A 14,334-nucleotide genomic window follows, 5' to 3' on the forward strand; every position below is an offset into this window, starting at 1 on the left:
GTCATGTAAACTCCTTCGAAGGTGAATTATCCACCTATCGAGGTGTCCGGGGGCATTAGACCACTACAAAGTGAACGGCTTCCGTAGCCTGTGAAGGAACTTCTAAATTCAGATTTGTGTAGAGATTCGCCGCTAGAAACCATGAGTCTGGAACACTCTGAAGTCCTGATCTCAATGCATCCAAGCTTGCCTCAGACTTTGGTTGATCAACGCTAACAAAAGCGAAATCTGCAAATGCTAAGAACTCGGTCCCCTTTGGATCGATTTTAATCCTTGAATTTAATAGGTCGGCTATCTCAAAGCGAGAAATTTTGCGAGCAGACGCATATCCCATAGCTAATGCCATACCCACATTTTGATTGGTTGCCGAGCTCAGCTTGGCAACCTCTAACGCGCACTGCGCACTGTCCGTATATCGTCCTAACTGAAAAAATATTCCAGTTCGTCGAACAAGTGTTTCGCCTTCCGGATTTTGCCTAAGGTTAGATTTTAGTGCGGTTGCAGAGTCGCCTACGCTAATGGCGAGTAATTCAATGTAATAATGAAGTTCCTGATATTCGGGGCGTGCATCACCTGCTTCAGAAAGAATAGCAATAGCTACTTGTTGCAATCCAATGACGCCTGCAGCTGCACATACAATAGGGGCTAATAGCTCAATATTAAGCGGCCAGCCGCTTGCTCTGAGTCCATCCAAGCAAGCAAGAGCAAACTGCCAAGCAATTTTGACCGTCTCATGTTTTATACCAACAGGACCTGATAGAGGTGTCTCATCAGCTAACGCTGTGGCTGGCAATGCCTCCAAAGCTTTAGACCAAGCAGCACGTGCTGCTAAAAGCTGGATTGCTATTTGATCGTTTTCAGGAATTGCTCTATCGTGCGAAACTTGTAAGGCGAGCTCAATAATCATATTCCATTGAGCTTGACTAGCTAACAGAATTAATTTCGACACCATCTGCCTAGGCGGCGATATCCGTTCGATGCAACTTTCGGCCTCTTGATAGTGCTTGAGTAAAACTAAGATCCGGACTAGTAATGCGAATCCGTCGTCAGTTTTAACCAATTTAAGCGAATCTTTTAGGGCGGGAACCTCCGTTAGCCGATTCTCATCAATTGCCTTGAGAAATTTTGTCTCTACTAACGAGAGTAAGTTTTCTTCGCATTGATTGGTCTCATAGGCGGCTTGAAACAGTTGAAGTGCATCTTGTGGACGTCGATGCTGCATTGCTACTCTACCGCATAAGTTTAGCCAAATCGCTCGATTAATTTCCGATGTTCCAAGGCCATCTGGACCAAGTTTTTCAAGGATGGTCTTAGCAGCACTGGTTTGTCCAGCGCGGATGAGTGCGCGGATTTCAACTGCTTTTGGGGGGACGTCGTTCGTACTTGAGTCATCATTTCCAAGAACTAAAGCGACAAAGTGCTCTCGCTTTGTATGCATTGCTTCAGCCCATTGCGTGAGAGCTGTAAGCGGATCAATATCCAATGCGGTGTTGCTGGAGGCAAAGATGTTCTCGAGTGATGCAGCGAACCTGAGCTGCTTAATTCGGGTTTCGAGGCGCGCAGAAACGTCTAGATCTCGCGAAATAACTTGCCGAACAGGAATATGAACGGTTGTTGTTTTTATTTCAGACAAATCGAGACCAAATGCTGATCCACGCCGCTGCTTCAATATGTCGGCCATCCATTCCCAATGGACTTGGCTCCCCGCAATGTTCAGTGCTCCAGAGGAGTCAAGTGCGACGATGCAAACGACTAACATTACTTCTTGAGGAATGCTAGCGTAATAGTTCAATGTTGACCGCTTAAGAGAGTATCTTAGCGCGGACTTGTCAGCTGTAATGTCTGGGTGCTCGGTGCCCTTTAGCTGAACATAGAAAGCATGTTGAACTCCAGTAGCGCTTGATACTTGCACTTGTAGGTCAAGTCCAAAGTCGTTGTCTCCAGCAAGAGATTCCGTATGCCAGTTCGCTGGCTTAACCATTTTAAACAGGATCTCGGATGCTTCTTTAACGAAACGGTTCCGATCTGCAATTGGGAAGTCTGCATTTGTCCGCATTGATAAATCCAGGCACTAATTAGCCTGTATCCTCTCGTATAATCAATTGAACCATACTCGGTCAGTATATTCTATCGGAATAAACTTTGGTTAGCTATTGACTATCGTGAAAGTTTTTTATGCGCCCATGTTGACAAAAGTTACAAATTTTAGTCAGTGGCCATCTGTGACTCTCTTCATAAATTTTGTAATTTCAACGTACGCTTTCCAAAACTAAAACCAGGGGCACGCCCCTGGTTTGATGACATCAAGCAAAATTAAATCAATCGCGCATCAGCTCCGCAATCATCTTGACCGGCGCATTGCCGTAGCTGAGGAACTGGTCGTGGAACTGTTTCTGGTTGAAGCGGTCGCCCAGTGCCTGGCGGCGCTGCTCGCGCAATTCCATGATCTCGGCATAGCCGCTGAAATAACTGGTCAGCTGCACCGACGACAGCTGCACGCGGCGCCATTTTTCGACGGCTTCCTGGCGCGTCTGGAAGGCCTGGCGCGTCAGCAGGTCTAGCGCCTCGTCGCGGCCCATGCCGTTCACGTGCACCGAGTAATCGAGGATGGTGTTCGTGACGCTGCGCAGGTTCCACTTCGAGTACATCAGCCACATCTCGGGCGCATTGCCGCCATAGCCCGATTCGAGCATCATGCGCTCGCCATACACGGCCCAGCCTTCGACCATCGCGCCGTTCCCGAACAGCGATTTTACGAGCGACGGCGAGCGGTTGGCGTGCACCAGCTGGGCGTAGTGGCCGGGGATCGCTTCGTGGATGTTCAGGATCTGCAGGATCCACTCGTTATATTCGCGCAGGCTGCTCTCGGCCTGCTCAGCCGACAAACCATCCAGCGGCGTCACGTTGTAATAGGTCTTGTCCTTCGGCCGGTAGGGGCCGGGCGCGTCGATGCTGGCGCCGGCCACGCCGCGCTGGTACAGCGGCGTTTCGCGCACTTCCAGCGGCTTCTCCGGGTCGAGCGTGAGCAGATCGTTCTTGATCACCCAGTCCTGCAATTGGGGGATCTGGCGGCGGATCTCGGGGACGAAATTTTCACGCGCGACGTGGCGGCTCGACAGACGGTCGATCAGCAGGCCGATCTTCTGGAAGCGGTCGTTCGGCTTGCGGGTATCGGCCATGTAGCGGGGCCACAGTTCGTCGGCGATCGCGTTCATGCGCGTAAGCAGTTCTTCGCGCGCGGCCAGCGCCTTGCGGTAGGTTTGCTCGGCGCTGCTGGCCGACTGGATCTCGAGCGCGAACTTTTGTTCGTACAGGGCTTTGCCGAGCCTGAATGGACGCGCCTTGCCGCTCGCCGCCTGCGTCTTTTCCAGGTTCGTCAGGAAGTCGACATAGCCGAGCACCGCGCTGCCGGCTTCGGCGATGCGCTGGGCGAACAGCGCCTTTTCGCGCGCGTTCAGGATCGAGCCCTGCGCGGCCAGGCCGAGGTCGGCCAGCACCACCAGCGTGCCCGGCGCCTGCGAAATCGCCAGCTGCGTGTGCTCGCGCGTCGGATTGACGATCGACGCCTGCGCCGCCTGGTAATAGGCCGGCACGTTGTCGAGGCGCTTCAGGATCGTGCGCAGGCGCTGCGGTTTCGCGGCGTAGTCGGTATTCAGGATCAGGTCGAGCGGCTGCGCGATGTTGTACTGCGCCGGGTTCCATTCGAACTCGCGCAGCGTCGTCAAACGCCAGCGGTCGTTCTCGAGCTTGTTGATCAACAGGGCCAGGTCGGTGCGCTGGCGCGGCGACAGCTGGCGCGCATCGATCTTGCGGAATTTATCGAGCCACTCGTCGGTGAAGGCAAGCTTCTTGGCGCGCGTGGCGGCATCGGGCAGCGTCAGGCTGGCGGCGGCATCGAACTTGCCGACCGCGATTCCCCCTTCCGGATCGACGCGCCACAAGGCGGTGAGATATTGCATGCTGAGGCTATCGGCGCGGCGGTCGAGGCGTTTTTCGTTCGAAGGCGCAGCCTGGGCCGGCGTCGCCGCGACCGCGGCAGCGGCAGTGCCGGCAGCCTTGCCCGTTTTGGCCTTGGCCGCCTTGGCCTTGGCGGCTGGAGCGGCGGTACGCTTGGCGGACGCCTTCGATTTGACGACCTTGGCCGCTTTCGGCTTCGAGCTGCCGGTTTGCTTGGCGCTGGCCGGCGCCAGCGCGAGGCTGGCGATCATGGCTGCCAGCGCGAGTTTCGTTTTGATCATCGTGTTCGGCCCGTAAAGATGGAGATGTCGGGTAGCGGCGCGACTGCTTTTGGAATAGAGCAGCCGCGGCAGCGCGCCAGATTAGCATTTTTTCGGCGCGCTCCGCCTCTCCCGGTTTGTAACAAATGTAGAGCGGCGCCTGGCGCTTCAGCCACTGAGTCAGCCACTGAGTCAGCCACTGAGTCAGCCAATTAGTCAGCCACTGAGCCCCTGCTGCAGCATGGCCAGCATCTCGTTCGGCGCCATGCGCGCCGACAGGTCGCCGCCCTCGAGCAGGCTGTCGGCCAGGTCGCGCTTGTGGCGGTGCAGGTCGACGATGCCCTCTTCGATGGTATGTCTCGCCACCAGCCGGTAGATCGTCACCGGCCGCTGCTGCCCCATGCGGTGGGCGCGGTCCGAAGCCTGGTCTTCCACCGCCGGATTCCACCACGGGTCCATGTGGATCACATAGTCGGCGGCCGTCAGGTTGATGCCGACCCCGCCCGCCTTCAGGCTGATCAGGAACAGGTCTCCTTCTCCAGCCTGGAAGGCATCCACGCGCTTTTTACGCTCCTGCATCGGCGTCGAACCGTCGAGGTACTGGTAGCGGATGCCGCGCGCATCGAGGTGCTTGCGGATCAGGGACAGATGGTCGACGAACTGGCTGAACACCAGCACCTTGTGGCGGTTCTCGAGCAAGCCATCGAGCAGGTGCGCAAAGGTCGCCAGCTTGCTGCTCGGGATACCGAGGCCGGGCGCCACCAGCGCCGGATTGCAGCAGGCGCGGCGTAGTCGCATCATCTCGGCCAGGATCGCGATCGACTTCTGGCTTTGCGGCGCTTCCAGCGCCGCCAGTTTATCCAGCGCTTCGCGCCGCAGCGATTCGTACAGCGCGGTTTCTTCCGCACTGAGTTCGACCGGCAGCACGATCTCGGTACGCGGCGGCAGTTCGGTCAGCACCTGGCTCTTGGTACGGCGCAGGATGAACGGCTGCGTCAAACGCTTTAAACGCGCACGCGCCGCGCTCTCGGCGCGTTTATCCTGCGCTTTTTCGATCGGGCCGGCAAAGCGCAGCTGGAACTGGTCGGCCGTGCCGAGCAAGCCCGGATTGATGAAGCGGAACAGGTTCCACAACTCGCCCAGGTGGTTTTCCAGCGGCGTGCCGGTGGCCACCATCTTGAAATCGCCCTGCAGCGCCATCACCGCCTGCGAACGGCGCGTGGCCGCGTTCTTGAACGATTGCGCCTCGTCCATCACGATCGTGTGCCAGCGCTTCCTGGCGAACAGCGGCGCTTCCAGCTGCAGCAAGCCGTAGCTGGCGACGATCACGTCGAATGCGCCCGCGTCCTCGATCATCGGCGCGCGCTCGCCCGGCCCGAACAGTTTGATGTTCAAGGTCGGCGCGAAGCGCGCGGCTTCCGCGATCCAATTGGTGCAGACCGAGGTCGGCGCCACCACCAGCGTCGGGCCGTTCGGTGCGCGCAGCAGCATCAGCGCCAGCGCCTGCAGGGTTTTACCGAGGCCCATGTCGTCGGCCAGGCAGGCGCCGACTCCCCAGTGCGCCAGGCGCGCCAGCCAGTCGAAACCTTCGCGTTGATAATCGCGCAGCTCGGCCTGCAAGGTCGAGGGCAGCTGCGGCACGTAGGCTGCGGTGTCCGCCATCTTCTTGATGTGCGCGCGCCAGGCTTTGTCGGCCTCGACGCCGCCGGCGCCCAGCGCCAGTTCTTCCAGCGCGAAGCTGGCCAGCGGATGCACGCGCAAGACTTCACCATCGGCATCGGTGAATGCGGCGACGTCGAGCAGGCGCCGGTGCAATTCGTTGGTCAGCGCCACGAACTGGTTGTCGCCCAGCGCCACGAAACGCCCTTCGCTGCCGCGTACCTTGTCGAGCAGGGCGCGCAGATCCATCACGCGGCTCTCGTCGATGATGACGTCGCCATTCGCCGCGAACCAGTCCTTGTCGCGCTTGATGCTGACGCGTACGGATTCGGACGCCACTTTTTTGCTCACGCGGAACGGCTCGCCTTCGGGCCAGGCGATGACCACGTGCGCCGGGTCGAGCTCTTGCAGTTCGCTCACCAGTTCCAGGCAGGCGATCGGTTGACCGAGCAGCCATTCGCCGTGTTCTTCCTCGGCCGCTTCCAGCGCGCGGCAGGTGCCGACCAGCTGGCGCTCGGCCTCGCGTTCGGCATTCAGGTCGCGCCTGGCTTCGGTGCGGATGCCATTGAAATCGGCGATCACGCGTTCGGCGCCGCTGCCGGGCGCGTAATAGGCGCCGCTGTTCGGCAGCGGGCGCACCAGGATGCGCATGCGCAGGCCGTGCTGGTACGGCAGCAGGTGCACGTGCAGGCGCGCGTCGGCGGCGATTTTTTCGATGTCGGCGGCGCTGGCGCCGATGTCCGACTGCACCGTGACGATCGACGAGATCGCGCCGATCGCCTGCAGCACGCGCACCTCGGCCTCCAGCGGCACCACCAGCGCTTCGCCGACAATCGCGCCGATGCGGCGGTGCTCGTCGCGCACGCGCACCACGCGCAGGCGGGTCGGCGTTTCGCGCGCCACGACCACGTCGCCGCTGGCTTCGTTCACCGGCGGACGCAGCGATATCGTCACGTGCTCGCGCGCCGCCTTCACCAACAATTCCGGTTCGCCCGGCAGCAGTTCGACGCGGGTGCCGGGCGCATCGAACCAGAACAGCAGCGGGTGGCCGATCAGGGCCGCCAGCGTCTTGCCGAGGTCGAATTCGTAGCGCAGGCCGCTGCCGTAATACTGGCGCGAAGCGCCGATGTTCGACACCGCCAGCACATCCTGAGCGGTGAGGAAGTCGAGCGTGGCCGCGTCTTCGGTCAGGCGCTTCAAACCCATCGGACGGCCGCGGCTCCAGGCGCCTTGGGCGTCGCGCTTCTGTTCGCGCGGTTCCAGTTCCTGCACGCCCAGGTGCTCGTCGTAGCGGATCAGCCAGACCAGGCGCGATTCCTTGACTACTTCGACGTTCACCGCCGGCTGCAGGTTGATCAGGGCGTTCAGCTGGCGCTCCCACGGCTGCTCGCGCTCGAACCAGTGGGTCATGTCGGTGAAGCGGCCTTGCTGGCGCAGGGCGATGGCGCGCTGCTCGTGGCCGACGCCGCCGAGCTGGCCGAGGATGCCGGCCAGCTGGCTGCTGATGAAATCGAAGCCGGCGCTTTCCGACTGCGCCAGCGCTTCTTCCAGGCGCGCGCGCTGGCTGGACAACTGCGGCATGCCCAGCCACCAGTGCAGCAGGGCGCGGAACATGATCGGCTGCAGCGCCGTTTCCCAGTTACGCGAAGGCAGTACCTCGGCGTCGACCGTGCCGCCGCGGATCTGGCGCAGCATGCTCAGTTGTTGATACACCGCCGTGTCGTGGCTCTGCACGGCGCGCGTGGCGCTGTCGAGATAACTGTCGACCGCCTTCTGGTGCTTGGCGTCGCCGCGGCGCAGCAGGGCCGCCACGTACAGGTGGCCGCCGATGCCGGCGAAGACCTGCTTTCTCCGGCCCGTTTCGCGGCGCAGCTGTTTCAAGGCCGCGTCGAAGCCGGCCAGCGCTTCGTCGATATGGTCGCGCAGGAGCAGCAGCACGCTGCGGTAGAACAGCGCGGCGGAGTCGTCCAGGTCTTGCAGCAGGGTGGCGGCGTCGTCGAGGCGGCCGCACAGGATCAGGTGCTCGGCCAGGGCGACCCGCAGTTCCATCGATGCGTGGCCGTGCGCCACGTGGTCTTCGGTATAGGTGCGGATGACCGGTGCCGCGTCCGGGTCGCGCTGGACCTGGTTGATCAGGATGGCCAGCACGTCATCGATCAAGGTCGGGTGAATGCGGTCGACCAGGTCGGGCTGGAACGGGCGCGCGCAGATATCGACCAGCGGATGCAGGTAAGCCGCTTCGTGGCAAGCCAGCACTGTCGTCAGCAGCGGTGCGACATAGCTCTTGTCCTTGCCGGAGATGAGGAACAGGCGCAGCAGCGCAACCCCCTGGCGGTAGCTGCGCAAGACCGGCTTGCCCTGCCAGTCGACCTTCATCGGCATCTCGGCCATGTAAGCGGCTGCGATTTCCTGCAGGTCTCCAGTCTCGAGCACCGCACGCAGGGCGGGCCAGGCTGCGTCCGAAGCAATGATGAAGCCGCGGCCCGTCACCTCGGCCAGCAATGCGGCATCGCGCATGGCGTCGATGTCCGCGTTCGAGGCTTTTTCGTTGAAACCGGCACCGTATATCCGGTTCAGGCAGCTGAAGATACGCGTGCGTCCCATCGGCTCGCCCGCCAGTGCGAGCAGGCCAAGCAGGCGCTTGTAGTTGTCGGCGGTGGTAGCGATCAAGTCGGACAGTATCGTTTCGCTCATGCTGCCAGGTTCTCGATCTCCAGCTGCGGCAAGCCCTCGGGCAGCGCGATGCCGAACACGCGCAAATAAAACGCCAGCTCCGCTTCCAGCGTGCGCACCACGCTCTCGGCTTTCCTGAACCCATGTCCCTCGCCCTCGAGCATCAGGTAGGCCACCGGCACGCCGCGCGCGCGCAGGGCGTCGACCATGGTCTCCGATTGCTGCGGCGGCACCACCTTGTCGTCCAGCCCCTGGAAGAAGATCATCGGCCGCTTTAGCGCATCGGTATGGTGGATCGGCGAACGTTCGCGGTACACGGCTTGCGCCTGCGCCTTGGGCGCGATCAGGTATTCGTTGTAGTGCGATTCGAACTTGTGCGAGTCGGCGTCCAGTCCAGCCAGGTCCGATACGCCGTAATAGCTGGCGCCGGCTTTGAAGACGTCGTGGAAGGTAAGGGCGTTCAGCGTGGTCAGGCCGCCGGCGCTGCTGCCGCGGATCAGCAGGCGCTCGGGGTCGACCGCGCCTTGTTCGGCCAGGTGGCGCGCGCCGGCCACGCAATCCTCGACGTCGATGACGCCCCACTGCCCTTTTAACAAGTCGCGGTAGATGCGCCCGAAGCCGGAGCTGCCGCCATAGTTCACGTCAAGGACGGCGAAGCCGCGGCTGGTCCAGAATTGCGTCGCCAATTTCAAGGTGCTGGTTGCCATGCTGGTCGGGCCGCCATGGCCGATGACGATCAGCGGCGACAATTCGCCGCCCGGGAGTTCGAAGCCGCCGTTGGCCGGCGCATAGTAGAACGCATAGGCGCTGCGGCCCCCCATGCTCGGATAGCGGATGCTGTGCGGGACCGACAAATACGCGGTATCCGGCAAGTCGGCGATCGATTGCACCAGCACGGAACGTTGGCCGCTCTCCGGTTCGATCAGGGCCAGTTCCAGCGCGATCGTCGGCGAGCCGGCCAGCACCAGCACGGCATCGGGGGAGACGCGCAATTCCTTGATTTCCTGGTAGGGCGTGTCGATCGGTTCCAGGTTGCAGCCGCGCGTGGCCAGGCGCCCCAGGCGGCTGATGCCGTCTTCGATATAGGTGCAGATGATTTCGTCGTCGGAACGGAACCCGTACATCGAGCCGCCGAAGTTCCACTGCGGCCCGCCGAACTCGGCTTCGCGCGGGCACAGCGGATGCACGACCCCGCCTTCGAAGCGATACAAATTCCACCAGCCGCTGCGGTCCGAGACGAAATGCAGCAGGCCGCCGGGCGACCATTCGGGCTGGCAGATCGACTCGTCCAGGCCGCCGGCGACCAGGCGCCCGTCGACCAGGGTGCCGTCGGCGGCGATGTCGGCCACCCACAGTTCGGTGCCTTGCCACGGCATGCGCGGATGGTCCCAGCACAGCCAGGCCAGCTGGCGGCCATCCGGAGACAGGCGCGGCGCCGCATAGAAATCGTTGCCGTCGACCAGGATCGTCTCGACGCCGTCGAAGCCGACCGCGCAGATGGTGTTGACGGGATAGGCTTCGCCGGCCAGGTGGTCCTCGCGCACCGCGACCAGGCGCGAGCGTGCGCGGTCGGGCACGAAGTCGGCATAGCGCACGGCTTCTTCGCGCGTGATCACGACCGGCTCGGCGCCGTCCTCGACCATGTATAAGTGGTTGTCGGCGAAGTGCGAGAACCAGACCGTGCCGCCATCGACGGCGTAGGCGCCGCCGCCGTACTCGTGCACACGGGTGCGCACGTTGAACGGGGCGGGTGTGACCTCCGTCGTGGCGCCGGCGCGCAGGCGCTGCAGCGTGGTGCGGCCCGCTTCGCTGGCGCGGCCGGCCAGCCACAGCACGTCGCGCCCGTCGAGCGCGATCTGCGACAGCGGCACGGCGCCGGCCGCGACAACAGCGGCGCTGATCGGGGAAGTCCAGGTGCCGCTGGGGGCGGCCTGCTTGCGGGTCGGCTCGGTCATGGTGGTCAATTAGACGTATGAAAGTGGAACTGCATTATAAGAGCCGGCGTCCGTCAACGTCGTTCGTACCCTGTCGCGGCAATGGCAAGGAATGCGATAATAGCCGTCCTCCGACGTCCACCATTGTCAGCCATGCCACAATTTGCCCCGCTCAAGAACGACACCTTCCTGCGCGCGCTGCTGCGCCAGCCGACCGAGTACACGCCCGTGTGGCTGATGCGGCAGGCGGGGCGCTACCTGCCGGAATACCGCGCCACGCGTGCGCGCGCCGGTTCGTTCCTGGGCCTGGCAAAGAACCCGGATTACGCCACCGAGGTGACGCTGCAGCCGCTCGACCGCTATCCGCTGGACGCCTCGATCCTGTTCTCGGACATCCTGACCGTGCCCGATGCGATGGGCCTGGGTCTGTATTTCGCCGAGGGAGAAGGCCCGAAGTTCGAGCGTCCGCTGCGCACCGAGGCCGAGGTGATGGCCTTGAACGTACCGGATATGGAATCGCTCGACTATGTCTTCAAGGCCGTCACGCAAATTCGTACCGAAATCAATGGCCGCGTGCCGCTGATCGGCTTTTCCGGCAGCCCGTGGACGCTGGCCTGCTACATGGTCGAGGGCCAGGGATCGCGCGAATTCCACACCATCAAAAAGATGCTGTACGCGCGCCCCGACCTGATGCACCGGATCCTGGACATCAACGCCACCGCGGTGGCGCGCTACCTGAACGCCCAGATCGACGCCGGCGCCCAGGCGGTGATGATCTTCGACTCCTGGGGCGGTGCGCTGGCCGACGGCGCCTACCAGGAATTCTCGCTGCGCTACATGGAACGCGTGCTGCAGCAGCTGCAGCGCGAAAAGGATGGCGTGCGCATCCCGGCGATCGTGTTCACCAAGGGCGGCGGCATCTGGCTTGATGAGATGGCGAACTGCGGCGCCGATGCGCTCGGTCTCGACTGGACCGTGAACCTGGGCCGCGCGCGTGCCCTGGTCGGCGACCGTGTCGCCCTGCAGGGCAACCTCGATCCGGCCATCCTGTTCGCCGCGCCCGAGCAGATCCGCGCGGAAGTGGAACGCTCCTTGACGGCGTATGGCGCGCCGACGGAAGGTTCCGGCCACGTCTTCAACCTGGGCCACGGCATTTCGCAATTCACGCCGCCGGAATCGGTCACGGCGATGGTGGAAGCGGTGCACACTTTCAGCCGCCGTCAACGGCAGGGCGCCGTGGTTTGAAAACTGCGTGAACCTGCTGTCGATGCTGCATTGCGGCAGCCGCGCTGCCCCGTAAAATGCACCTGTCATGCATGCAATACCACACTTGTTCACATGTTGTGAAAGCATCAGATTCCATCCTGTGGACAGGTGCACTGGTGCCGGGGAAATCATAAGTGTTTGAAATTGCTGGGATTTATCTTTAAATCCCAGTACACATAACCGCTTGGCAGCTAGTCTTCCGTCAGAGAAATCGCAGTTTCCCGGGCCTTGTTCACAAAGTTATGCACAGGCTGTCTGGCTCAGCCATAAAAACTCCTGATTTGACAAGTACTTACGCCCAGCATCGCAGAGTCTTGTTTAAATATTCATGTTGCTCAAGCATTTACATGAAGAAAAAGCGTAGTTATACACAATCGTTGCACTGTAGGAAGCGAATTGCTGTGGACTACTTATGTATTCGTAAGTCATTGAATATAAATGGTTTATTCAATCTTGTTTTTGGCTGATCCGTACATCATTTGACTTAACGTAAACTTCTCCACCGGTCAAGCGCTTCATTCTCCACAAAGTTTTCCACAGGCTTTCTACAAGGTTCGACATTGGCGCACTGCATCCTACGAATTGCTATCGATACTCCGCTGAACAGCCTGTTCGATTACGGCTGGCCGCACGAGGAGGGCGTGCCGCCCGCGGTCGGCCAGCTGGCGCTGGTCAATTTCGGGCGGCGCGAAGTAGTGGGCTTGATCGTCGAGATTGCGCAGGAAACCGAAGTCCCGGCCGATAAACTCAAGAATGCGATTGCCGTGCGCAGCCAGCTGTCGCCGCTGTCGCCGCAATGGCTGGCGCTGGCCGGCTTTGCGGCCGACTACTACCAGCGTCCGCTGGGCGAAGTGGCGCTGCCCGGCGTACCGAAAAACCTGCGCGTGTCGACCACCGTGGCGCTCGACCGCGCCCTGAAAAAAATGGCGAAGCTGCCGCCGCCGGGCGACCCGGCCCCGGTCGGCATGCCGCCCCTGAACGACGAGCAGGGAGAAGCGGCCGACGCCATCGGTGGCGCGCAAGGCTTCACGCCGCTGCTGCTGTACGGCGTCACCGGCAGCGGCAAGACCGAGGTCTATCTGCAAGCCTGCGCCCAGGTGCTGGCGCGCGACCCGCAGGCGCAGATCCTGATCCTGGTCCCCGAGATCAACCTGACGCCGCAACTGGAGGGGAATATCCGCGCGCGCTTCCCGGGGCTGATGCTGGCCACCCTGCACAGCAGCCTGTCCGAGGGCGAGCGCATGCTGCACTGGCTCGCCGCCCACCAGGGGCAAGCGCGCATCGTGCTCGGCACCCGCCTGGCCATCCTCGCCTCGCTGCCGCACCTGCAGCTGATCGTCATCGACGAGGAGCACGACCCCTCCTACAAACAGCAGGAAGGCTTAAGGTATTCGGCGCGCGACCTGGCCGTCTGGCGCGCGCGCCAACTGGGCATTCCGATCGTGCTCGGCTCGGCCACGCCTTCGCTGGAAAGCTGGCACCACGCTTTTACCGGCCGCTACCGCAAGCTGGAACTGCGCGAGCGTGCCGTGCGCGACGCCGTGCTGCCGAGCGTGCGCCTGCTCGACATGGAACGCGACAAGCCAAAGGACGGCCTCACCGGCGGCCTGCTGGCCGCGCTACGCCTGCGCCTGGAACGCGGCGAGCAGTCGCTGCTGTTCCTGAACCGGCGCGGCTATGCACCGGTGATCACCTGCGAAGCCTGCGGCTGGATCAGCAACTGCACGCGCTGCACTTCGTTCATGGTGTTGCACAAACCCGAGCACCGGCTGCGCTGCCACCACTGCAGCCTGGAATTGCGCATCCCGCGCCATTGCCCGACCTGCGGCAACGTCGACCTGCAGCCGCTCGGACGCGGCACCCAGCGCTTCGAAGAGGGTTTGAGTGCGATGTTCCCGGACGCGCGCATCCTGCGCATCGACGCCGACTCCACCCGCAAGAAGGGCAGCGCCCAGGAAGCCTTCGATACGGTCCACCGCGGCGAAGTCGACATCCTGATCGGCACGCAAATGGTCGCCAAGGGCCACGATTTCAAGAAGCTGACCCTGGTCGGCATCCTGAATCCCGACACGGCCCTGTTCTCGCAGGATTACCGCGCCAGCGAGCGCCTGTTCGCGCAGCTGATGCAGGTGGCGGGGCGCGCCGGCCGCGCCGGCCTGGCCTCGGAGGTGCTGATCCAGACGCGCTACGCCCAGCACCCGCTGTATGCGGCCGTGGTGCGCCACGACTACGACCGCTTCGCCATGAACCTGCTGGAAGAACGCCACCAGGCCGCGCTGCCGCCCTACATGTACCAGGCACTGCTGCGCGCGGAGGCGCCGGAGCTGGCCACCGCCATCGCCTTTCTCGAAGAAGCACGCGATATGCTGCCAACCGATGTGGTGACCATCAACGACCCGATCCCGATGACGATGACGCGCGTGTACAACGTCGACCGCGCCCAGCTACTGGTGGAGTCGCCTTCGCGCCCGGCGCTGCAGGCGTTCTTGAAAGAGTGGCTGTCGCTGCTGCGCGCTTTGAAAAGCCGGGTGCGCTGGTCGCTGGAAGTGGACCCGCTCGACATTTAAGGCCGAAACGGCGTATCG

Annotated in this window: 6 protein-coding genes; 2 read left to right on the forward strand and 4 right to left on the reverse strand. The window is 62.0% G+C overall.

The genetic code is table 11. From position 1 onward, the window contains the following. Positions 1–55 precede the first annotated feature (55 nt). The 4 genes from IFT60_RS19110 to IFT60_RS19125 form a co-directional block, all read right to left on the reverse strand. Positions 56–2,056 (reverse strand): DUF4365 domain-containing protein, encoded by a 2,001-nt coding sequence (locus IFT60_RS19110; RefSeq protein ID WP_192054520.1) that lies wholly within the window; start codon positions 2,054–2,056, stop codon positions 56–58. Between the two features lie 262 nt (positions 2,057–2,318). After that, positions 2,319–4,238, reverse strand: a complete 1,920-nt coding sequence (locus tag IFT60_RS19115; RefSeq protein WP_192054521.1) for a DUF885 domain-containing protein — start codon at positions 4,236–4,238, stop codon at positions 2,319–2,321. A gap of 195 nt (positions 4,239–4,433) precedes the next feature. After that, entirely contained in the window at positions 4,434–8,570 is a 4,137-nt protein-coding gene (locus IFT60_RS19120) for a DEAD/DEAH box helicase (protein WP_192054523.1), read from the reverse strand. After that, positions 8,567–10,504 carry a dipeptidyl-peptidase 5 gene (locus tag IFT60_RS19125; protein ID WP_192054525.1) on the reverse strand — a complete coding sequence of 646 codons (1,938 nt, stop codon included), beginning with the start codon at positions 10,502–10,504 and terminating at the stop codon, positions 8,567–8,569. The genes IFT60_RS19120 and IFT60_RS19125 overlap by 4 nt, the downstream gene beginning before the upstream one ends. Before the next feature lie 132 nt (positions 10,505–10,636). Here IFT60_RS19125 and hemE point away from each other — a divergent pair, with 132 nt between their 5' ends. Next, complete coding sequence (hemE, locus tag IFT60_RS19130) at positions 10,637–11,728, forward strand: uroporphyrinogen decarboxylase (RefSeq protein ID WP_192054527.1); 1,092 nt, start codon at positions 10,637–10,639, stop codon at positions 11,726–11,728. Between the two features lie 581 nt (positions 11,729–12,309). After that, a complete protein-coding gene (locus IFT60_RS19135) occupies positions 12,310–14,316 on the forward strand; it encodes a primosomal protein N' (RefSeq protein ID WP_192054529.1) in 2,007 nt (668 codons plus the stop codon). The last annotated feature ends 18 nt before the right edge of the window (positions 14,317–14,334 follow it).

Source organism: Massilia sp. CFBP 13721 (assembly GCF_014842025.1).
GTDB lineage: Bacteria > Pseudomonadota > Gammaproteobacteria > Burkholderiales > Burkholderiaceae_D > Telluria.